This is a genomic window from Mycobacterium sp. 852014-52144_SCH5372336 (assembly GCF_001665615.1).
Taxonomy (GTDB): domain Bacteria; phylum Actinomycetota; class Actinomycetes; order Mycobacteriales; family Mycobacteriaceae; genus Mycobacterium; species Mycobacterium neumannii_A.
Window position 1 is genome coordinate 1 of sequence record NZ_LZSW01000055.1, and the last position, 22,637, is coordinate 22,637.

The 22,637-nt window shown below is 65.9% G+C and carries 13 protein-coding genes; 5 read left to right on the plus strand and 8 right to left on the minus strand.

Translation table 11 applies throughout. The annotated features are described in order from the left end of the window. Positions 1-34: 34 nt before the first annotated feature. Positions 35-421, minus strand: coding sequence for a PaaI family thioesterase (locus A5759_RS17070; RefSeq protein WP_068199741.1), 387 nt, complete (start codon positions 419-421; stop codon positions 35-37). Between the two features lie 58 nt (positions 422-479). On the opposite strand from A5759_RS17070, the gene A5759_RS17075 reads away from it, so the two are divergent. Both A5759_RS17075 and A5759_RS17080 read left to right on the plus strand, forming a co-directional pair. Continuing rightward, complete coding sequence (locus A5759_RS17075; protein WP_068200071.1) at positions 480-1,739, plus strand: competence/damage-inducible protein A; 1,260 nt, start codon at positions 480-482, stop codon at positions 1,737-1,739. A gap of 78 nt (positions 1,740-1,817) precedes the next feature. Next, positions 1,818-2,039: a hypothetical protein gene (locus A5759_RS17080; protein WP_064393793.1), complete on the plus strand. Its 222-nt coding sequence runs from the start codon at positions 1,818-1,820 to the stop codon at positions 2,037-2,039. An 8-nt stretch (positions 2,040-2,047) separates the two neighbouring features. Here the strand turns inward: A5759_RS17080 and A5759_RS17085 are convergent, their stop codons facing one another. The 4 genes from A5759_RS17085 to A5759_RS17100 are packed head-to-tail and all read right to left on the minus strand — an operon-like array spanning position 2,048 to position 4,551. After that, entirely contained in the window at positions 2,048-2,971 is a 924-nt protein-coding gene (locus tag A5759_RS17085; RefSeq protein WP_068199743.1) for an alpha/beta fold hydrolase, read from the minus strand. A 38-nt stretch (positions 2,972-3,009) separates the two neighbouring features. Next, positions 3,010-3,858: a hypothetical protein gene (locus A5759_RS17090; protein WP_068199744.1), complete on the minus strand. Its 849-nt coding sequence runs from the start codon at positions 3,856-3,858 to the stop codon at positions 3,010-3,012. 34 nt (positions 3,859-3,892) lie between these two features. Further along, a complete protein-coding gene (locus A5759_RS17095) occupies positions 3,893-4,132 on the minus strand; it encodes a hypothetical protein (RefSeq protein ID WP_068199745.1) in 240 nt (79 codons plus the stop codon). A gap of 41 nt (positions 4,133-4,173) precedes the next feature. After that, positions 4,174-4,551, minus strand: coding sequence for a hypothetical protein (locus A5759_RS17100; RefSeq protein ID WP_082962175.1), 378 nt, complete (start codon positions 4,549-4,551; stop codon positions 4,174-4,176). Positions 4,552-4,648: 97 nt separating this feature from the next. Between A5759_RS17100 and A5759_RS17105 the strand changes: the two genes are divergently transcribed. Both A5759_RS17105 and A5759_RS17110 read left to right on the plus strand, forming a co-directional pair. After that, positions 4,649-6,280, plus strand: a complete 1,632-nt coding sequence (locus A5759_RS17105) for a fatty acid--CoA ligase (protein ID WP_068199746.1) — start codon at positions 4,649-4,651, stop codon at positions 6,278-6,280. 96 nt (positions 6,281-6,376) lie between these two features. Beyond that, positions 6,377-6,886 carry a hypothetical protein gene (locus A5759_RS17110; protein WP_082962187.1) on the plus strand — a complete coding sequence of 170 codons (510 nt, stop codon included), beginning with the start codon at positions 6,377-6,379 and terminating at the stop codon, positions 6,884-6,886. An 11-nt stretch (positions 6,887-6,897) separates the two neighbouring features. Here A5759_RS17110 and yaaA read toward each other — a convergent pair whose 3' ends face one another. From yaaA to A5759_RS17125, 3 genes are all read right to left on the minus strand, one after another. Then, positions 6,898-7,644, minus strand: a complete 747-nt coding sequence (gene yaaA / locus A5759_RS17115; protein ID WP_068199748.1) for a peroxide stress protein YaaA — start codon at positions 7,642-7,644, stop codon at positions 6,898-6,900. Between the two features lie 31 nt (positions 7,645-7,675). Beyond that, entirely contained in the window at positions 7,676-8,287 is a 612-nt protein-coding gene (locus A5759_RS17120) for an NlpC/P60 family protein (RefSeq protein WP_068199750.1), read from the minus strand. Positions 8,288-8,540: 253 nt separating this feature from the next. Next, positions 8,541-9,677 (minus strand): alkaline phosphatase family protein, encoded by a 1,137-nt coding sequence (locus tag A5759_RS17125; protein ID WP_068200080.1) that lies wholly within the window; start codon positions 9,675-9,677, stop codon positions 8,541-8,543. A gap of 224 nt (positions 9,678-9,901) precedes the next feature. On the opposite strand from A5759_RS17125, the gene A5759_RS17130 reads away from it, so the two are divergent. Next, positions 9,902-22,633, plus strand: coding sequence for a BTAD domain-containing putative transcriptional regulator (locus A5759_RS17130; RefSeq protein ID WP_231984688.1), 12,732 nt, complete (start codon positions 9,902-9,904; stop codon positions 22,631-22,633). Positions 22,634-22,637 lie beyond the last annotated feature (4 nt).

A 22,637-nucleotide genomic window follows, 5' to 3' on the forward strand; every position in this document is an offset into this window, starting at 1 on the left:
GGGTCGGCCGGGGGCGGGCGTGGTTCGGGTCAGGTCAGTCGACGGCGGCGAAGTTCACCGTCGCGGTCGCTCCGACCTCGTCGTCGTTGCCGCGGTAGATGTCGACCTGCACGACCGCCGAACGTTTACCGGTACGCAGGATCCGCGCGACCGCCCTCGCCGGCCCGATCTTGATGGGCCGTAGATAGCGGATGAACAGGTCCGTGGTGGCGATGGCGTGACCGAACGGGGTGACTCGAGAGGCGAGTTGACCCGCCGTCACGTCGGCCATCGTCGCGATCAAGCCGCCCTGCAGACCGCCCGCGGTGTTGGTGGTCCGCTCGTCGACCGGCATCTCCATCGTCACGGTGCCCTCGGGCGACGGCACCTCCGTCAGGCCGAGTTGGTCGAACAACTCGCGAAGCGACTTGGGCGCGGTCATGGGTAACGACATTACCGCCGTGCGCCGCTGCTGTGTCGGGTGCGTAATGTCCTCAATCGTGAGCGCACGCGCGGGCATCGTCGTCACCGGTACGGAAGTCCTCACCGGCCGGATCCAAGACCTCAACGGACCCTGGCTGGCCGACCGGCTGCTGGAGTTGGGTGTCGAACTGGCACACATCACGATGTGCGGTGACCGGCGCGGCGACATCGAGGCCCAGCTGCGTTTCCTGGCCGACGAGGGGGTGGACCTCATCATCACCACCGGCGGCCTGGGGCCCACTGCCGACGATATGACCGTCGACACCGTGGCTCGGTTCAGCGGCCGAGAGTTGGTGTTGGACAACCGACTCGAGGAGAAGATCGCCGACATCGTGTCGCGGCTGATGGCACGCTTCCCGGACGTCGACGCCGAAGCGATCCGGGTGGCCAATCGCAAACAGGCCCTGATCCCCGAAGGCGCTGACGTCATCGATCCGGTGGGCACCGCGCCGGGTGTGGTGGTCCCCGGCACGCCGACGGTCGTCGTGCTGCCCGGCCCGCCGCGCGAGCTGCAGCCCATGTGGCCGCTGGCGATGCAGACCGCCGCCGTGCAGAAGGCGATCGCGGGCCGCACGGTGTATCGCCAGGAGATGGTGCGGATGTTCGGGGTTCCGGAATCCGGTCTGGCCGATACGCTGCGCGACGCCGAACGCGAGGTCGACGGCTTCGATCGGCTCGAGATCACCACCTGCCTGCGGCGCGGCGAACTCGAGGTCGTCACCCGGTTCGAACCCGACGCCGCCGAGACCTACGCCGAACTGATGGCGTTGCTGCGCGATCGTCATGGCGATGCGGTCTTCTCCGAGGACGGCTCGCGAATCGACGACCAGGTGGCCCGGCTGCTGACCGGGCGGCGCATCGCGACCGCGGAGTCGTGCACCGGCGGTCTGTTGGCCGCGCGGCTGACCGACCTCGCCGGTTCGTCGGCGTACGTCGCGGGTGCGGTGGTGGCCTACGCGAACGACGCCAAGTCCGGGTTGCTCGGCGTCGACCCCGCGCTGATCGAAAAGCATGGCGCTGTCTCCGAACCCGTCGCCGAAGCGATGGCCGACGGAGCGCTGAACCGGTTCGGCGCGGACACCGCGGTCGCGATCACCGGCATCGCCGGGCCGGGCGGCGGGACGAAGGAAAAACCGGTCGGCACCGTGTGTTTCAGCCTGAAGCTGGCGGACGGTACTGCGGTCACCAGATCGATGCGGATGCCCGGTGACCGGGCCGATATCCGCGAGCGGTCCACCACGGTGGCCATGCACTTGCTGCGCCGAGCGCTGAGCTGAGCGATGCGCGTTCGCGGCCTCCTGCAGCGGTGCCATGCGGATCGGCTAACGTACGGGTCCGACACAGGAGGAGTACCGATGGCGGAGAACGCGCGCGAGCAGATGTCTGAACGCGCCGTAGAGGTCGGATGGGACCGCAGGGAGGCGGACCGTACCGACTACTACACGCGTAGCCCGGTGCGTATCCACGTGATCTGGCAGGGAAACGACGCCATCAGCGGCGGTGCGCTGTACCACGACGACATCCTGATGGCCTACAGCCGGGACCTGTCCACGGTGTCCGGCTGGCTCAAACGCTGAGCTGAGGGTCAGGCACGCTGGGGCTTCTGTTCGTCCCACACCTTCAACATCGTCTGCAGGATCTCCTCGGCGCGGCCGAGCCCAGCGAGGTGACTCTCGCCGGGCATCGTGTACAACTCCGCGTCGCGGAGCTTCGAGACGACGTGCTCACCGTGACGGAACGGAACGATGTGGTCGGCGTCGCCGTGCCACCACCGGACGGGCACGGTGATCTCATCGAGCCGGAAGCCCCAGTCACGGGCGAACACGACGATGTCGGAGAACGGGGCCGCCAACTGCTTGCGGCTGCCATTGAGCAGGTCGTCGAGGAACATCGCCTTGATCTCCGGCCGGGCCAGAAGCCGGCGATCGCCCTCAGGCGACACGCGACCGTAGAGGTCGGTGATGGGGGAGGCGACCGGCTTGATGAACCGGATCAGTGCCGAGGCCAGCAGCCCGACCGGGATCCCCGCGTACTGCAGCAGCGGTGCGACGCGTGTGCCGAGGTTGCCCATCAGCCCGCCGGGGATCGCGTCGGGGCCGACCGTGGGCGCGACGCCGCCGATGACGCCCGCCACAACCACGCGGTCCGGCATCGCGGCCGCGCATCCAAGCGTGTACGGGCCCCCACCGGACAGGCCGACCACGGCCATCTTGTCGATACCAAGCGTGTCGGCGATGGTGCGCAGGTCATCCGCGAAGTCGACGACCCGCTCGTACCGGTGCGGGGTCGAGGACCCGATCCCGGGCCGGTCGAGGCCGATCAGGCGGATGTTCGCCTTCTCCGCATAGATGCGCGCTTCCATCGGTATCTGACGGCGGGCACCCGGGGTGCCGTGCAGCCAGAAGATGGCGCGGCCTTGCGGGTCACCGAACTCGGCGAAGCCGATACGTCGATCCTCACCGACAGCGACGCTGCCCTCGAGCTTCGGGCGGGCGATTGCGACAACCATGGCGAGAGTGTCTCACGACGCCCGGCCAATCATTCCGATCAGGCCACCTGAAACACGTATGACGCGGCGGTGGTGACTCGGTCGTCGACGCCCTCGTCATGCATCAGCACCCGGACCGCGAACGTGTCGTCGGACCCGCGCAGCGCTTCGGTGTCCACCCGGAATGGGCCGGCCTTTCCGCGCGCCATGAACATCACATGGCACGACACGCCGTGGAGGCGGTCGGTTCCCGCGGCGGCGGCCGCGGCGTCGATGGCGGCGGTCTCGAGGATGACGAACTGCGGTCCGACGTGCAGGGCCGCATCGGGCGATGCGACCTCGACCGACAGTTCGGGCAGCCCCCAGCGGCCGTCTGGTCGGCGATGGCCGCCGAACACCTGCCACAGCGGCGGCAGGTCGGGCGAGTCGACGATCTCCAGCGGGTTGGCCTCCATTCGTTCCAGTCCCTCGGGCGGGATGCCGATGCTGACCCCCTGACCCTCGATCAGCGCGAGCACGCGGTCCGGCTTGTCGGCGTCGACGATCTTTGCGCGGCTGTAGCCCATCTGGCGGCCGACCCTCAGTTCCTCGGATACCACCTCGAAGCGTCGCACGCCCAGGCCCGGATCGAGGATCTGGCAGGAATGGATGACCGGGTTCGGCACCGCCTCCAGGTCGGACATGTGGCCACTCTCGGGTGCCGAGATGCCCAGCACGGCGAACAGCAGCCCACCGGCCGCGTCGCGCATATCGCGGCGCACGGTGACCGTGTTGTCCTCCTCGACGAGGTCCATCTGCGCGTAACTGCGGCCGATGTAGCGATAACTCAGCAGTCCGCCCCAGCGCCTGCGCAGTTCCTCGGCATACTCCTCGGGTGAATCGGACAACTCGCGGATATCGCGCAGCACGCGTACTCCCATCTGAGGTAACGCCGACGGCGGTCTACTGCAGTCGGCGCGGCGATACTTCCATCTGATAACCGGCGGGGAACGTCATCTCGATCACCCGCAGTTCGTCGTGGGCCTTCGACTCGAGTTCGAGGACGACACACCCCTCGCCGAGGTCCTTGGCCTCCAACACCGTGTAATGCTGACCGCCACCGTTGACATCGACGACAGGGTCCCCTGAGCGCAGTGCCTCGACCGCTACCAGGCCGGGGGCTTTTGCCGGGTGTGTCTCCACGCGACCAACGGTAGGCCAAGTCACCGCGGCGCTCGGGGGTTTCAGCCGACCGCCAAGGTGTAGAAGAAGCCGCCGACGATGAGCGTGGCCAGGCAGAGCCCGAAGGTTCCCAGAGCGAACGGCCAGCCCCGCTCACGTCGCACCAGCTGCATGACCGTGACGATCAACCCGGCCACACCGATGGCAGCCGCGATCAACAGCGCGTTGATGATCGCGCCGACCGCGCCCGCCTCGCTACAACTTTCGGGAGGGCAGTGATCCAGGAACGCGAGGGAGAAGAGCCCGAACACCGCGCCGACGACGAGCATCGCGGCGGTCATCACCAGGGCGACTATCGAAGCCGCGATGTCCGCGCCGGACACCGGCCGCTTCGGGGGCCGCGGCATCGGGTAGGCGGGCGGATAGCTCGGTTGGACCATGACCGCAGATGCTAGCGACGCGATACCCGGTTTCCTGTCGAAACGCCAGGACATGGACCATCATGGCGCTATTGAGCCAGCCGCACGGGAGGTGCCGATGGACAGCACGATGCAGGACTTTCCACTGACTCTGACCACGATCCTGCGCCACGGTACGGGGTGGCACTCCGGCCGCAAGGTGATCACCGCGACGCCCGACGGTTCGCGGGAGATCAGCTACGGCGAGCTCGGAAGCCGGGTGGCCCAGCTGGCCAACGGGCTGCGCGCGCTCGGAGTGACCGAGGGGCAACGGGTCGCCACGTTCATGTGGAACAACCAGGAACACCTCGAGGCCTACTTCGCCGCGCCGTGCATGGGCGCGGTGCTGCACACACTCAACATCCGCCTGGGCGGCGATCAGGTCGCGTTCATCGCCGACCAGGCCGAGGATTCCGTTGTGCTGGTGGACATGTCGCTCGTGGCGTTGTTCGCACCGATCCTGCCGCAGCTGGCGACCGTGCACACCGTGGTCGTGGTGGGGGAGGGCGACATCTCAGAACTCGCCGACGCGGGCCCCACGGTGATCCGCTACGACGACCTCATCACCGAGCAGCCGCTCGAGTACGACTGGCCGGATCTCGACGAAAAGAGTGCCGCCGCAATGTGTTACACCAGCGGCACGACCGGCAACCCGAAGGGCGTCGTCTACAGCCACCGGTCGACGTATCTGCACTCGATGGCCGTGTGTTCGGCCAACGGCATCGGTCTGGCCGACGGTGACCGCGTGTTGACGGTCGTTCCGATGTTTCACGCCAATGCGTGGGGTCAGCCATATGCGTCGGTGATGGCCGGCGCCGATCTGCTGCTGCCCGACCGGTTTCTGCAGGCCGCCCCGCTGGTCGACATGATCGAGCGTCACCGCCCGACGGTGTCGGCGGCGGTGCCGACGATATGGAACGACGTGCTCAACTTCTTGCACGCCAACCCGGACAGGGACATCTCGTCGCTACGCAACGTCTGCTGTGGTGGATCGGCGGTCCCACTGGCGATGATGAAGGAGTACCAGGAGCGCTTCGGCGTCGTCATCCGGCAGGGCTGGGGTATGACCGAAACCTCTCCGCTCGCGGCGATTGCGGTCCCGCCACCGGAAGTGACCGGCGAGGACCACTGGACGTTGCGGGCCGCCGCCGGCCGCGCCTTGTGCGGTGTGGAGATCCGCGTCGTCGACGACCAGGGCGCAGTCCTGCCCAGCGACGGGAAAGCCGTGGGCGAGATCGAGATTCGCGGCCCGTGGATCACCGGGTCGTACTACCTCAACGCCGACTCGAGCAAGTTCGACGAGGGGTGGTTGCGCACCGGTGACGTCGGAAAGATCGATCCCCAGGGCTTCATCACGTTGACCGACCGGGCCAAGGACGTAATCAAGTCCGGTGGGGAGTGGATCTCGTCGGTGGAGTTGGAGCTGCGCATCATGGACCACCCCGCCGTGTACGAGGCGGCGGTCGTCGCGGTGCCCGACGATCGTTGGCAGGAGCGGCCGTTGGCGGCGGTGGTCCTCGACGAGGACGCGTCCGTCACCCCCGACGAGTTGCGGAAACATCTGAGCGACAACGTGCCCCGATTCTGGTTGCCGGAGCGTTGGGCATTCGTCGAGGAGGTGCCCAAGACCAGCGTCGGCAAGTTCGACAAGAAGTTGATCAGGGCGCGGTATGCCGACGGCGGCTACGACGTCGTCGAGTGCCGGGACTGATCGCCCAGGCGCCGAACACCCGGCGAACCGTTCCGGCGCGGGTGGCGGGTGGTTTACGGTAGCGACGACGGTCAATCCGGTGGCTACACACCGCGGATGAGGAACGGGGACGAAGACATGCGCCGATCGATCCGACTGATGGCCTCGGCCGCCGCGCTCACGACCGCGGCACCCCTGGGGTTGCTGACCGCCGGCATCGCGGCGGCCAATGACACCTTCGTCCCGATGAACCAGGTGTCGCGGCGTTGCGATTACAGCGAGACCGACTACAACGGCCCGACCGGCTATGGGCGGGGCACGAGCGTCATCAGGTCGAGCGGGTCGAATCTGTCCGCGGATGTCACGCTCGACGTGGCCGTACCCAACACGCGCTACGACGTCCGGCTCATTCAGGTTCCGCGGCCGTCGTCGGCGCCGTGTCTCGGCAGCGATCCCGGTGTCGCCATGGCTCCGTTGCAGACCAACGGTGTCGGTCACGGCACCGTCAGCCTCCACGACAGCATCGAACCGGGAGCGACGGGGGCGTGGGTGTGGATCACGCGGCCCGACCCGTTCTCCCAGGACCCCAAGGAGTTCTACACCAGCGACATGATCGTCAAGATTTGACGGCGGTGCGCTCAGGCGGCGACGACGACGGTCAACTCGTCTCCGCGGCGTTCCACCCGCATACCCGCGCGCCGCGCCACAGCTGCGACCGCGGTCGCATCGGCGGGTTCGGATCGCGAGCTCGCCAGTACGCGGGCGAGTCGCCCCTTGTGCGCCTTGTTGAAGTGGGTCACTACGCTGCGGCGCCCGTCTGGATGCTCGGCGACCACGTCCACCCGTACCGCATTGGGCAGCCGGCCGAGCGCCGCATACGAACCGGAGCGGAGGTCGACGACCAGGTCGTCGGCGGCCCAGTCGGCCAGCACGGGTTCCAGCAGTGGGCGCCACCGCGTCGCCAATGACGGCCGGCCGGGGAGCTTCGACGTCGCCGAGAGCCGATAGGCCGGGACCGGATCGTCGGCGCGCAGCAGTCCGAACAAGGCAGAGCCGACGGCCAGCCGTGCCCTTGCCCGCGCTGCGGCGGCCCCGCGCAGCGATCCGACGTCCAGCGCGTCGTAGAGGACGCCGGTGTAGCGGCTGATCGCCGGCAACGTCGGCGCGACGCGCAACTGCGCGTTGCGCTCGATCTCGGCGTCCTGTGATGCGGAGAGCCCCAGGGCGTGCCGGCATGCAGGCCGGTCGGCTGCCAGTTTTGCCAGCTCGTCGAGCAGTTCGGCGCGTAGGGGCCCGAGCTCAGGCGAACTGAGCGACTCCAGCCGCAGTGGGGGCCCGTCGCCTCCGACCCGTTTGGTCTCCGAGGGCGGAAGAAGCACGATCACGCCGCAGAGGCTATCCGGGCGCGGGTCACGCTCAGGCCGGAGGCATCGGAGCCGGCGGCGGCGGCGCGAACGGTTCGGCCGGAGGAGGCGGCGGCGGGGGTGCCAATGGCGCGCCCGGCATCGGAGCCGGCGGCGGAGGCGGCGGCGGGGCGAACGGATCGCCCGGCGGCGGAGGCGGCGGAGGGGCGAACGGAGCGGCCGGCGGGGCGGGCTCGTGCCCGGCCATCATCACCACCGGCGCGGGCGGGGCGCCCGGGACCATCGGCTGCTCAGGCGGCACCGGCAGGAACATGTGGTTGGTGAACTGGTCCTGGTAGGCGCCGCCGCCCCCGATCTTCACGCCGCCGCCCTCACCGGACGAGACGGGAGTGCCGTCGGGCAGGGTGGCCGCGGTGTGGCCGCTGTTCCAGCCGACGACCAGCGCGCCCGGCTGGGTGCCGTACTGGAACCCACGCTCGAGCAGCGCGCTTTCGATGTTTCCCGTGTTGAACCGGTCGCCGTACACGGGCCGACCGGTCGCTGCATTCGTCACCCAAGACACCAGGCCCGAGCAGTCCGTACCGGCAGGCGAGTCGCCGCCGGTGACGTACGGCGTGCCGGACACCTGGTTTACAAGCGTCAAAAGCGTGGCAATAGCAAACACGCGGTCGGACGCTACAAGTTTCCGGACAACGCCACCAAATTCTGTGATGGCCTTCACAGCCTGCGGTTTCTATTGCCTACTTCACGAATGGCATTGCAGAGTCACCCTTTTGGCGTCGGCTTAGCAACGTCAACTATCACCGGTCGAATTTGGCCGTGCAGCAATCGAATTGCCACCGCGATCCCGTATCACGATCTGAATCACCTTGGACTCCAATCAATCTGCCGTGCTCCGCGAGGGTTGCGACGAAAACTCATCCGAGCGCCAGCAGCAACGGAACCGTCTGTTCAGCGAAGGTGAGCGACCCGTGATGCCCGATCAGTGACGATTCCAGCGGCTCGGCGGTGCGCCGCACGATCGCCGCGGTGTCGCGGGCGGCGGCCACGACATCGCCGATCCGAGGCCGGACCTGGTCGCTGACCTGAGGTCCGAACCACCCGGCCTCGATGGCTTCCTCCCGGGAGAGCACCCACGCACGCTCACCCAGCACGGTCCGCCAGGCGTCGAGCACATCGCCCTGCGAACCGTCCTCTATATAGACGTGCCGGGCCCGGGCCTCTCCGGCGACCGCCTCCACGCCGTCGAGCAGCGCCGGGGTGGCGTCGACGTCGACTGTGCGGCCAGGGGAGACCTCGACCATTCCGTGGTCGGCCACCACGGCCAGCAGACCGCCCGGCGGCAACGCTTCGACCACCGATTCGATGAGCGTGTCGATCTGTCGCAGCTGCATGCGCCATTGCGTCGACCCCGGGCCGTACAGGTGGCCCAGCATGTCGAGCTCGGCGTGGTACCCGTAGCAGAATCCGCCGTCGGACAGCGTGGTCTGCACCGCCGCCGCGAGATCGCCGAGCGCATGAACACCCACGTAGCGTCCGCCGCGAAGCACGGCACGGGTAAGCCCGGAGCCTGTGAACTCGGCCCCAGAGATGACGCTGACGGCGACGCCCGCCGAGGTGGCCCGCTCGAAAGTGGTGGGCAGTGGCTGCACCTGTTCAGGGATGACGGTGCCGCGAAGGTCCTGGCCCCAGGGGTGCGGGCGCCATCGCAGGGCGTTGATGACACCGGCGTCCGGCACTCGGAAGGAGTAGCCGACGAACCCGTGCTCGCCGGAGCGGCGGCCGGTGCCGACCGCCGCCAGCCCCGCGGCGGTGGTCGACGGGAAGCCGACGGTCACCGTCCTGCCTCGGAGCGACGCCATCGTGGGCGCATCGGCGGCGTACCGGTCGAGAAGTTCGGCGCCCAGACCGTCGATCAGCAGGACACAGGCCCCTCCGAGGTCATCGGCGAGCCCGAGGGAGTTCTCGAAACCGCCAACGCCCATCGCCGACAGGATCGACGGCACCACAACGGCCAGATGGGGCAGGGCGGGATTCGGTGTGGGCAGCTCCACGAGCTGAGCCTGCCACACCCGGGGATCGGGTTTCGTTGCCAGCGCAAAGACCCAGCTCACAGGGTTCTTTACCGGTTCTTGACCGCATGTTGAATCGGCCCTCAGACGATCGCGATGTGATTACGCTCCAAGAGGTGGAACTGGGGGTTCTGGGACCTCTGCAGGTCCGGCAGTACGGGTTGCCGGTCGCCATCCCCGGTGCCAAGCCCCGGGCCATCCTCACCATGCTCGGGCTGCACGGCGGTTCGGTCGTGTCGGCCGACACTCTCGTCGCGCTGCTCTGGGGCGACGAGCCGCCGCGGACGGCCACCAAGGCGTTGCAGACCCACGTCTCGTCGCTGCGTCGCGCCCTGGGGGACGGCTTTGTGTTGACGGAGGGCACCGGCTGGACCCTGAGCACCACCGAAATCGACGCCGTCGGCTACAAGACCGCCGCGAAACTCGGCCGTAAGGCCCTTGCCGCGGGCGACCCGACCCGCGCGGTGACCCTGTTCGACCAGGCGCTGGCCCTGTGGCGTGGCATTCCTGAACTTCCGGACAGCTCGCGTGGATCGTCGGAGAAGACGCGCTGGCTCGAAGGTCACGCCGCCCTGGTGGAGGACCGGGCCGACGCCCTGCTCGCGACGGGTCGCGCCGCCGAGATCGTGGGGGAACTCGAGTCCGCGATCGCCGAAGCGCCTCTGCGCGAACGTCGTTGGGGCCACCTGATGCTCGCGCTGTACCGGGCGGGACGTCAGGGCGAGGCGTTGGGCGCGTACAAGCGGGCGCGGTCGCTGCTTGCCGAGGAGTTGGGAGTCGATCCCGGACCGGAACTGCGGCGTCTGGAGGCGGCGATCGTCGCGCAGGATGCCTCGCTGGAAGTGCCTTCGTCACAGCAGCTTTCGACGGTCACGCGGGCGGTCACCTTCCTGCTCACCGATATCGAGGGGTCGACGGCGGCGTGGGAGGCCGACGCCGACGCCATGGCGGTGGCGCTCGCCCGCCATGACGAGATCGTCGAGCAGGTCGTCACGTCGCGCGGCGGACGGCTCATCAAGACGCGCGGTGAAGGAGATGCGACGTTCTCGGTGTTCGATCGCCCGTCGGCGGCGGCAGCGGCCGCCATCGAATTGCAAGAAGCGATCGGTCATGAGGCGTGGCAGCTGGCGGACCCGATGCGGATCCGCGTGGCGCTGCACACCGGCGAGGTGGAGTTCCGCGACGGCGACTACTTCGGCAGAGCGGTCAACCGCGCCGCCCGGCTACGGTCCTTGGCCACCGGGGGCCAGATCCTCTGCTCCGGCGCGACCGCCGAGCTCGTCATCGACTCCCTTCCGGATGATGTCGTGCTCGCCGACCTCGGTACGCGCCGGCTACGCAACCTCCCTCGGCCGGAGCATGTGTTCGAGCTGCGGATGGAGACCGCGGACGTTACCGCTCCCGCACCCGCCGAGGCTCCGATGGCGCGGCCCGCGCTGCCCGCGGTTCTCGTCGGCCCGGGGCCGTTCGTGGGCCGCGGTCGTGAGCTGGAGCGACTCGTGTCGGCGTGGCAGTCGACCTTGGCCGCCGGCACGCGTGCCTTGCTCATCGCGGGCGAACCCGGCGTGGGCAAGACGCGCCTGGCCGGGGAGTGGTCGCGTAACGCGTACGACCAGGGCGCCGTTGTCCTGTACGGCCGGTGTGACGAGGACCTCGGCGCGCCGTATCAGCCGTTCGCCGAGGCGTTGCGTTCGTTGGTCTCGTGCGTCGACTCGAACCGCCTGCGCAACGTGCGGGGCATCGAGGCGCTGTTACCGCTGATTCCGGGGCTGGCCGACAAGCTGCCCGATGTGGCCGCTCCTCCGCGCGCGGATCCGGACACCGAGCGTTACGCGCTGTTCGACGCCGTGGTCGCCCTTCTGGGAACGGCTTCCGCGACGGCGCCCGTGGTGCTGATCCTCGACGACCTTCACTGGGCGGCCAAGCCGACGCTGTTGCTTCTGCGGCACCTGCTTCGCTTCGGCGAAGAGGCCCGCGTGCAGATCGTCGGCACGTACCGCAGCACCGATCTGGACCGCTCCCATCCGCTGGCGGCGATGCTGGCCGACCTTCATCGCGACGGCACCGCCACCCGGCTGCAGCTGTCCGGCCTCGATGAGGGTGATGTCACCGCCTATGTCGCCGAAGCCGGTTACGACGACGAGGAATTGGGGCGGGCGCTGGCGACGGTGACGGGCGGCAACCCGTTCTTCCTCATCGAGGCGTTGCGGCATGTGGAGGAAAGCGGCGGCCGTTGGGACCCGAGCACCCTGCCGCAGGGTGTCCGAGAAGCGGTGAGCCGCAGGCTCTCCCGACTGACTGCCGAGACGAACAAGGCGCTCGCGGCGGCAGCGGTGGTCGGGAGCCGGTTCGCGGTGACGCTCGTCGAGCAGGTGGTCGGCGAAGACCTCGTGGACGCGTTCGATGAGGCCGGCAAGGCGGGCATCGTCATCGAAGAACCCGGCGGCCGTTACCGGTTCAACCACGCCCTGGTGCGGCAGTCATTGCTCGCCGAGCTTCCGTCCGTTCGCCGCATGCGGCTGCACCAGCGCATCGCGGGAACGCTCGAAGCGGAGGCGGGCGCGGACGACGAGCTGCTGGCCGAGCTGGCCTATCACTACTTCGAATGTGCGTGGGCCGGAAACGCGGCCAAGGCCGTGGAGTACTGCCGGCGTGCGGCGGATCAGGCGATGTCGCGGGTGGCGTACGAGGGCGCGGCCGAGTTGTATGACCGGGCGCTCCATGCGCTCGAGGAGTTGGATGACGAGCTTCCAGACCGCGACGAGCTGCAGGCCGAGTTGTTGATCGCCCACTGCGAAGCCTTGCTGGCCGCGGGTGATGTCACATCGGCGAAGGTCGCGGTGTCGCAACTGCGTGAGGTTGCAGGGGATTCGGGGCGACTCGGCGCGTGGGGTGTCTGTTTCGACGGTGAGCTGTCGATGCTCACCGATCCGGAGCGATTGGATGAGATCGAGACGGCGGTCAGCGTGGCCGCCGAGCAACTGGCCGCGCTCGAGGATGCGGCAGGAGAGGCGAAGGCGCACACCGTCCGCGCGGGCTGCCTGGCGCGCCTCGGTCGAATCGGGGACTGCGAAACGGCTTTGGACCAGGCGTTGACGGCGGCACGGCGAGCACATGAACACAGCCGGGTGAACGCGGTGCTCGCGGGAGCGCCGTTGGCGGCGCTGTGGGGACCCAATCCGGTTCCGCGTGCGGGCGGGCGGTGCCTGGATGTGGTGCGGCTGCTGCGGATCACGACGGGGTCACCGCTGGTGGAGGCGACGTCCACGCGGTGCCAGGCTGTGCTGGATGCGTTCCGGGGCCGGGCCGCCGAGGGTCGGCGCCTGATCGAGTCGGCGAGACGGACGTTGACCGAACTCGGTTTGCGCCACGCGCTTTTAGAGGTGGACCAGTTCGCGGGCATCATCGAGTTGGTCTCCGATGATGCGGCGGCCGCCGAACCGTATCTGCGCCGGGCTTACGAGGGTTTCCGTCGCATGGGCCTCGACACCGACACCGCGGACACGGCGGCGTTGTTGGCGAGGACCTGCCTGGCGTTGGACCGAGACGCCGAGGCGGACGAATTGTGCTCGGTGAGCGAGCGTCTCGCTGGTCACGGGTCGAAGGCGTCAAGTGCCTGGAGGTCGGTCAGGGCCCAGCTGCTGGCACGGGCCGGTGCTCACGATCGGGCCAGGGAGGTCGCCGAGGAGGCCGTGAGCCTGGCTGCGGTGACCGATGCCCTGGTCGACCACGGTGATGCCTGCCTGGCGCTGGCAACGGTGTTGCGTATCGCCGGCAACACCGCCGGCATGCGCGCTGCGGCCGAGCAGGCGGTCGCATTGTATGACCGCAAAGGCGCTGCGGCGCTTACAGAGAAGGCACGGAAGGTGCTGGGCTCCCACGATGCGACCAGGCCGAGCGAAGCCGAGCGACCTGCTGTCGAGTTGACGAATGCGTGCGTCGAAGTGGGTCAGCGAGTAATCAGCGCAATCGACCGCAAGTCCTGGGACGAGTCCGAGGGGCTCTTTGCCCCGGGGACTGTGGTAGAAAGCCGCCGCAGGATCGTCGGCTTCACCCTGGATGATCTGCCGGGCGGCGACTGGGTGCGCCACAGCAGGCTCCTCTTCGAGGCGAGCGGCAACATTCGGGTTACTCAATCGGTCATCGCCGTGAGAGGCGAACGCTTGGCGCTCGCTCGACTGTTCGTGGGCAGCACAGACGTGATTCCTGGCGCACCACAGGACGAATTCTTGCAGATATACGGAATCGACGACTCCGGCAGGGTTTCGCTGCAGGTGTGGTTCGACTTGGACGACATGGAGGCTGCGCTCGCGGAGTTGGACGCCCTGTACAACCAGCAGGAAGGGCTCCATACGCGGTCGCTGCTTGAGAATGGTGCGACACGGGCGACCGGTCGGTTCTGTGATCTTTTTGCCGGCCGGGACTGGGACGGAATCGGCTCATTACTCGTAAGTGATATCCATTTCGAGGATCGCAGGCGTGGGTTGCGCCATGTCGGCGAAAACGACCGTGAAACCGCGATGGCCAATTTCCGCCAGCTTGCAGCGTTGGGCGTGGCACAGATCTCCGCAATACCGCTGGCTGTGAGAGGAGATCGACTCTGTTTGACCCACCTCATATTCCGAGGGCACGATACGCGTCCGGAAGCTTTCGCGACCGAAGCGCTTGCCCTCTACGAAGTCGGCGACGCTGGGCTGATCACGGCGATGATCGGCTTGGATTACGACGATTATGACGCTGCTTTCGCAGAACTCGATGCCCGGTACGGCGCAGGCGAAGCAGAACCTTGCGCGCGTACGTGGTCGACAGTCACACAGTTGACCGCCGCGTTCAACCGACACGATTTCAGTGGGGTGAACTGTCCGAGCGCCGACTACCGCCGGCTGACACGGTATGCACCGGGTCACCTCACACCCGCAACCCTGACGCAGAGAGAGTTCACGCCGGATGTCCGCACTTACATCGAGGCGGTGCATCGGCTCAGCGATCGGGGTGTCGTCGCGACCTATAGCTCGCACGGCACCGGGCAAGGCGGCTTCGAAGCCGAGTGGCGCGGAGTCAACATCCTGCTGATCGAAGGCAACCAACTCCAGCGGTACGAGCTATTCGACGAACAAGACGTCGATACGGCGCTGACGCGGTTCGACCAGCTCAGCACTCCGACACCGCGGGAGAACGCGGCGAGTCGTGCGCACCACCGCATGCGAGAGCATTTCGCAAACCACGACTGGGACGCTGCCGGCGAGCTGATGGCTGAGGACATAACCGTCGACGATCGCCGCCGGGTGGTGAATACCGAAGTCCGACGGGGCAGGAACGCAACTCTTGCGAGTATGCAGGCAGGCGCGGGGCTCGGCGCTAGAACGATCGGCTCTGTTGTCCTCGCTACGCGCGGCGAGCGACTAGCGTTGCTGCGCACTCGGTACTCGGGCAGGAGCTCGTCCAGCGAGGGTTATCACACCGAAGATCTGAGCCTTGTCGAGATCGGCTCCGACGATCGCATCTGCGCAGGAGTGACCTTCGATGTGGACGATTTTGACTCTGCGATGGCCGAGTTGGAGTCTCGGTACGTCGCCGGGGAGGCCGCCCCTTACGCACGCACATGGACCGTGATTGCCAAAGGATATGCCGGCCTCAACCACAATGAACTTGCCCCGACTACCCCGGACTGGGTGAACGTCGACCGCAGACGGTTGGCACCGATCACAGCCGGCCGGCTCGGTGCTTACATACGGACATCCCAGGTTGACACGCCCGACGTCGACATCTACGTCGAGGCAGTGCATGCGATCTCTGAGCTAGGTGCGGTCGTGACGAGGACGGTCAGCGGCACTTCCCGTGACGGCTTCTACGCAGAGTGGCGGGAGATCGATCTTCTGACGATCGAGGGCGAGTTGCTCAGTCGCTGCGAGATCTTCGACGAAGCCGATCTGGATGTCGCTTTAGCGGAGTTCGATCAGCTGAGTCATCCGCGGCCACGCCTCCAGAACGCCGCGAGCCGGGCGGCAGAAAGATTCCGGACGTTCTTCGTCCGGCGTGACTGGGACGCTCTGAAGGTGCTACTGACCGATGAAAGCCTCGTCGAAGACCGACGACAGGTCGTCAGCTCGCCATTGCTACGTGGTCGGGACGATGAGATCGCTAACTTGCAAGCGATGGCTGACATCGGGGTCACAACGGTGTCGTCAGCCGTCATTGCAGTACGCGGCGAGCGGCTCGCCCTCAGCCGCACGCAATTCTCAGGCGCCGACGACTTTCACGCGGACGTCCTCGATGTCGTCGAGATCGACAACGAGGGCCGCCTCGTGGGTTACGTGTGCCTGGATCCCGACGACTTCGACGCTGCCTTTGAGGAACTCGAAGCTCGTTACATGGCGGGGGAGGCCGTCATTCATGCGCGGACATGGTCGGTCATCTCCGGTGTCTTCGCGAGTCTGGCTCGACACGAGATCCCTCCGTCAACGTCGGATTGGCTGACAATCGACCATCGACGAGGAACACCGCTCGCCGGAACGGATCTCGGTGCAGTCGTAGCCTCGATTTGGGATGTCACGCCAGATCTCCAGAGTCACATTGAGAAAGTGCATCGCCTCGATGACCATGGGGCACTCTGCATGCAGGTCTCGCGCGGAACCTCGCCCGACGGCTTTCCGGCCGAATGGCGGATGCTCAACCTGATGACGGTCGACGGCTCACTGGTGAGCGGATGTGAGCTCTTCGATGAAGACGACCTCCAGGCAGCAATCGCACGATTTGAAAGCTTGAACCGGCGAGGGTCACAGCTCGAAAACGCCGCTAGCAGAGCGGGCGAAGTATTCTTGGCGCATTTCAAGGCGGACGACTGGGACGCCATATCGGACTCATTTGCCGAGACCTACTTCTTGGATGACCGCCGCCGAATCGTCAATTCGGGTGTGCGGCATGGCCGAGCCCACGCGATCGAAGACGTCCAGGCGGTCGTCGACGTCGGACTGTGGGCGAAGCTGTCATTGAGCACCGTCGCCATGCGAGGCGAACGCCTCGCGCTGCTGCATCTCCACGCCGCGGGCCCCGACCCGGGGGCGAGTCAATCCGATCTCCTGCAAGTCGTCGAGGTTGACGACGAGGAACGATTTTCAGCGGTGGTTGTGTTCGATGTCAATGACATCGATGCTGCCTTCGACGAACTCGAACGTCGTTACCTCGCAGGCGAAGCAGCCGCTCACGGACCAGCATGGTCGGTCATCGCGGGCGCCTACGCCGCCGTGCTGCGTCGCGAATTGCCCTCAACGACACCGAACTGGGTCAACGTCGACCACCGGCGGGTGACGTCGTTCGCACCGAACGAGCTCGCGCCGTTCTTGAAGGCGACGTGGGATGTCCTCGAGGAGGACATCAAAATCTACGTCGAAGCCGTACATCGGCTCACAGACATAGGAGCGGTAGTTACCCGCGTCATCAAGGGGACGTCTCGCGACGGATTCAGTGCCGAGTGGCGAGAGATCGGGATGTCGACGGTGGAAGGCGACTCGATCAACCGGTCGGAGCTCTTCGACGAGACCGATCTCGATGCGGCACTCACGCGGTTCGAGGACTTGAACCAACCTGCCGTTCTGAAAAACGCTGCGAGTGAGGTGCTCGATCGCTATTGCGCAGCCTTTGGGGCACGCGACTGGGCTGCCATGGCGGAGACATTGGCCGACGATGTGATCACCGACGATCGTCGCCGGGTCGTAAATGCCGGTGAACGCCATGGTCGCAATGTGCACTTGGCCGACAGCCAGTCGGCGGCCGATGTCGGCGGTGCTCAAGAAGTGGCGTCGGCCGTCCTAGCGACTCGTGGCGAACGTCTCGTGCTCAGTCGTGTCCACACCATCAACAGCAACACACCCCCCGGTGAAATCGGGAGTCAAATGCTCGGCGTTGTCGAGATAGACCCGGGCAATCGATTGGCGGTGATGGTCTGTTTCGATGATGTCGACCTCGGCGCCGCTCTCCAAGAACTCGAATCACGTTACCTCGCTGGCGAAGCGGCTGCATATGCGCAGACCTGGTCGGCGATCCTCGAGACGTTCGCCGCCGTCAACCGGGGCGAGCTTCCGGCAGTCACGCAAGACTGCGTAACTCTCGATCACCGGCGCGCGGTCGCATTTGCACCCGGCGAACTAGGTTCATACACCCAAGCTGCTCATAGCAACACCGCCGACCTCAAAACTTTCGTCGAGGCGGTACATCGCCTGAACAACCGCGGGGCGGTCGTATCGTACGTCGCCAAAGGGACGTCTGCGCAAGGCTTTCAGGCTGAGTGGCGGGGTGTCAGCCTGTCGACCGTCGATAAAGGGCTCGTCAATCGTAACGAGTTGTTCGACGAGGCGGATCTCGACGCCGCACTCGCACGTTTCGACGAACTCGACCGGCCAGCTGCGCCCATTCTCGAGAACACGGCGAGCCGGGCTGTCGACCGCTTCCAGACGTGCTTCGCCGCTCGCGACTGGGGTGCTATGGCAGAAGTGCTGGCCGATGACGTCGCGGCCGTCGATCGCCGCCCTGTGATGGGCGCCGGTTTGCGATTCGGGCGGGCCCTCAACATCGGCGACTGGCAGTCGGTAGCCGAGGTAGGTTTCACGAGCATCACATCGACCGTGATCGCGACACGAGGCGAGCGCCTGGTCTTGGGCCGTTTCCTCATCTCGACCGGTGATGACTCGTACCACAACGACGTGCTTGGCATAGGTGAGACTGACGCTTCCAATCGGATCTCGACGTGTCTCATGTTCGATGTCTCCGACATGGACGCTGCGTTCCAAGAACTCGAATCGCGTTATATTGCTGGCGAAGCCGGCGCGTACGCCGACACATGGTCGGTGATCGTCGACGTGTTCGCCGCGGTGAACGCGCACAAGCTACCCGAGTTCGCAACGGACTGGGTGAACGTCGATCACCGACGCAGCGTCGCGTTCGCGCCTGGCGAGATGGCGTCGTACACCAACGCAGCTCAGGCGGATATGCCTGACGCCGCGCTCTACATCGAGGCAGTACATCAGCTCAATGACCTCGGAGCGGTCGTCACGTATGTCGCCAGAGGAACGTCGACCGAGGGCTTCCAAGCCGAGTGGCGGGAAGTGAGTCTCTCGACCGTCGACGGTGGCCGCGTCAACCGCAGCGAGTTGTTCGATTTAGCCGACCTCGACGACGCACTCGCTCGCTTCGACAAACTGACGCGCCCCGCACCCCGGTCTGTGAACGCCGCCTATCAGATGGTGGAGCGGCTTTGGAGGCGCTTCGACGAGCGCGACTGGACCGCGATAGGGGAGTTACTGGCGCTCGATATCTATGCCGAGGACCGTAGACGCATCATCAACGACGGAATGCGCCGCGGCCGCGAAGCTTTCGTCGCCAACATGCGAGCAGTCGCCGAGGTGGGCACTGGCGACATCACCTCGACCATCGTCGCGACCCGTGGCCAGCGCCTCGTTCTGGCCCGTGTTCGAAGCGAACGATTTCACACCGACGTGCTCAATCTCGTCGAACTGGACGCAGAACAACAAGTCATGACATCGACCGTGGTGTTCGACGGCGACGACTTGGATGCCGCACTGGTTGAACTCGAAAAGCGATATCTTGCGGGGGAAGCATCGGGATCGGCGCAGACATGGTCGGTGATCGCTCGCGGATATGCAGCCGCCAGTCGGGGGGAACTGGCCTTTACATCGCCGAATGTGGTCAACGTTGATCACCGTCGGCTACCGATGATCAACTCGGGCGGGTTGATCCCTTACCTGCGGGACACATTCGACACGCTCACGAACATCAGTACCCATGTCGAAGCCGTTCATCGCATCACGCCTACCGGCGCCGTCGTAACCCATGTAGGTTCTGGCACTTCACCAGACGGCTTCGATGCCGAGTGGCGGATGATCAATGTCCTGGTGGTCGAGGGCGGTGTGATCAGCCGCTCAGAGTTGTTCGATCTTGCCGACCTCGACGCGGCGCTCGCCCGCTTCGACGAGGTCATCGCAGCGGCGCAGAAACTGACCAACGCCGCGAGCCAAGCGGCAGATCGGTTCTGCGAATGCTTCGGCGCCCGCGACTGGGACGGCATGGCCGACACTCTCGCCGAGAATGTCCGCACCGACGACAACAGACCGCTCGTCGGTGTAGGGACACGCCAAGGACCACGACTCAACGTCGCCGACTGGCAGGCCGTAGCCGGTGTCGGCACCCGTGCCCTGACATCAACCGTGATCGCCCTCCGTGGTGATCGCCTGGCGTTGAACCGTTTCCGGACTTCGGGCCGCGACCAGCGCCCTGAGGCCTTCCATACCGAAATCCTCGCGGTCGTTGAGTCCGACGTCGAGGGCCGGATCGCGGCATGCGTGATGTTCGACCGCGACGCCATCGACGCCGCCCTCCAGGAACTCGACGTCCGTTTCGCAGCCGGCGAAGGGACCCCACACCGCCTCACTTGGACCCTCCTCGCGAAGGCATTCGCCGCGTTCAACCGTCGCGAGCTGCCCGCGACAACACCCGACTGGGTCAACATCGATCACCGGAGCGGTACTCCAATCGCGCAGGGCCAACTCTTCCCCTATGTGCGCACCCCATGGGAGTTGGCGCCGGACATCACCAATTACGTCGAGGTCGTGCACAGGCTCAACGATCTCGGCGCCGTCGTCACTCGGGTGGCAACCGGTACTTCGCAGGACGGCTTCACCGCCGAATGGCGAGTCATCACGATTGTGACCTTCGATGGTGATCTGCTGAGCCGGGTCGAGCTGTTCGACGAGAAAGACCTAGGCGCCGCCATCGCTCGATTCGATGAGCTCACTCGACCGCAGCCACGATTGACCAACACCGCGACTCGACTCGACGAGCGCTTCCGCGCACTGTTCATCAAGCGCGACTGGAACGCGATGTCGCAACTCCTCGTTGACGACCTCCTTCACGACGATCGTCGTCGGGTCGTTGGTACGGGCGTCTTGAGGGGCCGGGATGCCGATATTGAGAACATCCGCGCGACCGCCGATATGGGTACGACCACGGTGGCATCGACCATTCTCGCGATTCGCGGTCAGCACCTGGCGCTAACTCGAGTCCTCCTGCGCGGCAGGGATACACGACCCGACACGTATCGGACGGAGGCCCTCGTTCTCATCGAGTCCTGCCTGGACAACCGGATCGCGGCTTTCGTCGTGTTCGATGCCGATGACCTCGACAAAGCCTTCGCAGAACTCGACGCTCGCTACCTCACAGGGGAGGCGGCCAGGTATGCCCAGGTTTGGTCGGGCATCGCGCATGCCTACACCAGGTTCAACCGCCACGAGGTTCCTGTCTTGTCGAATTGGGTCACGACCGATCACCGAGTGCGCGAAACCTTCGCCGGCGATGGCCTTGCCGCATACCTGCGGTCGGGGTGGGATGTCACACCGAATAACAAGATGTATGTCGAGTGCGTCCATCGATTGAGCGATCGCGGCGCCGTGCTCACGCATACGGCGTACGGCAGTTCCTCGGACGGCTTCTATGCCGAGTGGCGAATGGTCGCCCTCCTGACGATGAATGGCCCCGACGGCACGAACCGCTGCGACCTGTTCGAAGAGGTCGATCTGGACACTGCCATCGCGAAATTCGATGAGTTGAGCGACTCCGCGCACCGACCGGAAAACATGGCCAGCCGTGCGTTAGCACGAGCTTGGGCGTGCTTCGACGCACGGGACTGGGATGTGATGCGAGATGTCATGACCGATGACTTCACGTCATACGACCGGCGCCATGTCGTGAACGCCGGCGTGCGGCGAGGCCGGGCGATACATCTAGAAAACATGCGGTCGGTCGGCGAGGTTGGCTTGCGGAACGCCGGATCCATCGTCATCGCGACTCGAGGCGAGCGCCTCGCGTTATGCCAGAGCCGTTTCGCAGCAACCGAACTGCCGAGCGGCGAGATCGCTGCAGAGGCGCTCATGATCGTCGAGTCCGACGCCGCGAACCGACTGGTCTCGAACACCGTGTTCGATCTCGACGATGTTGACGCCGCGTTCGCAGAGCTTGACGCGATGTATGCCTCGGGGGAGGCAGCGGCGCACGCACGCACGTGGACGGTCGTGACGCAGGGCTATGCCGCGCTCAACCGTCATGAGCATTTCGACAGGGGTTGGGCGTTCGCTGACCATCGGAAAGGTACACCTTTCGCGTCCACCACCTCAGCGGCCGCATCGCATCCCGACGTGTGGGATGTAACGCCCGACTTGAATGCTCACATCGAAGTTGTGCATCGTCTCAGCGACGCCGCGGTGCTCGTGACATCGGTGGTCGGCGCGACTTCACACGATGGCTTTCAGGCCGAGTGGCGATTTCTTCAACTGCTCACTTTCGCGGGAGAGTCAGTGCAACGGTGTGAGCTGTTCGACGAAGGCGACCTCGATTTCGCCTTTGCGAGACTCGATGAACTCGTTGGACCACCGCTAGGACTCGATAACGCGGCGGTTCGGCTGCGAGCCAGAGTCGCCGAGGCATACAACCTCCGAGACACGGAAACCTTCGCTGCGGGTGCCGTCGGCCGCTATGAGGACCGTCGTCGAGGGTTGCGTGACGCGGGAATCACCGATGCGCAGTACGCGCTCGCGGTTCTTTCCGAAACACCGGCCAGCTGGAAGATAAGCATCGAACCGATCGCTGTTAGGGGTGGTCGCCTAGCGCTGACTCGAGAAACCTTCCGAGACACCGACGATCCGACACGGCCAATCACAATCGAGTTGGTCGTGCTGACCGAAGTCGCCGACAGTGAAGCAAACCTGCACACAATTTTCTTCGATCCCGAGGATGCGGACGCTGCCTTCGAGGATCTCGACCGTCGTTTCGCCGCCGGCGAAGCAGCGCGGTTTTCGCACACATGGTTAGCGATTGCAGAGTCGTACGCCGTGGTCAACCGCCACGAGGCGCCCGGCACAACGCCCGCATAGGTAG

What these genes read in the sequence shown, in the direction of transcription:
- A5759_RS17070 (WP_068199741.1), bottom strand. Translation starts at nt 421, where the DNA reads ATGACCGCGCCCAAGTCGCTTCGCGAGTTGTTCGACCAACTCGGCCTG.
- A5759_RS17080 (WP_064393793.1), top strand. Translation starts at nt 1,818, where the DNA reads ATGGCGGAGAACGCGCGCGAGCAGATGTCTGAACGCGCCGTAGAGGTC.
- A5759_RS17085 (WP_068199743.1), bottom strand. Translation starts at nt 2,971, where the DNA reads ATGGTTGTCGCAATCGCCCGCCCGAAGCTCGAGGGCAGCGTCGCTGTC.
- A5759_RS17100 (WP_082962175.1), bottom strand. Translation starts at nt 4,551, where the DNA reads ATGGTCCAACCGAGCTATCCGCCCGCCTACCCGATGCCGCGGCCCCCG.
- A5759_RS17105 (WP_068199746.1), top strand. Translation starts at nt 4,649, where the DNA reads ATGGACAGCACGATGCAGGACTTTCCACTGACTCTGACCACGATCCTG.
- A5759_RS17110 (WP_082962187.1), top strand. Translation starts at nt 6,377, where the DNA reads ATGAGGAACGGGGACGAAGACATGCGCCGATCGATCCGACTGATGGCC.
- A5759_RS17130 (WP_231984688.1), top strand. Translation starts at nt 9,902, where the DNA reads ATGCTCGGGCTGCACGGCGGTTCGGTCGTGTCGGCCGACACTCTCGTC.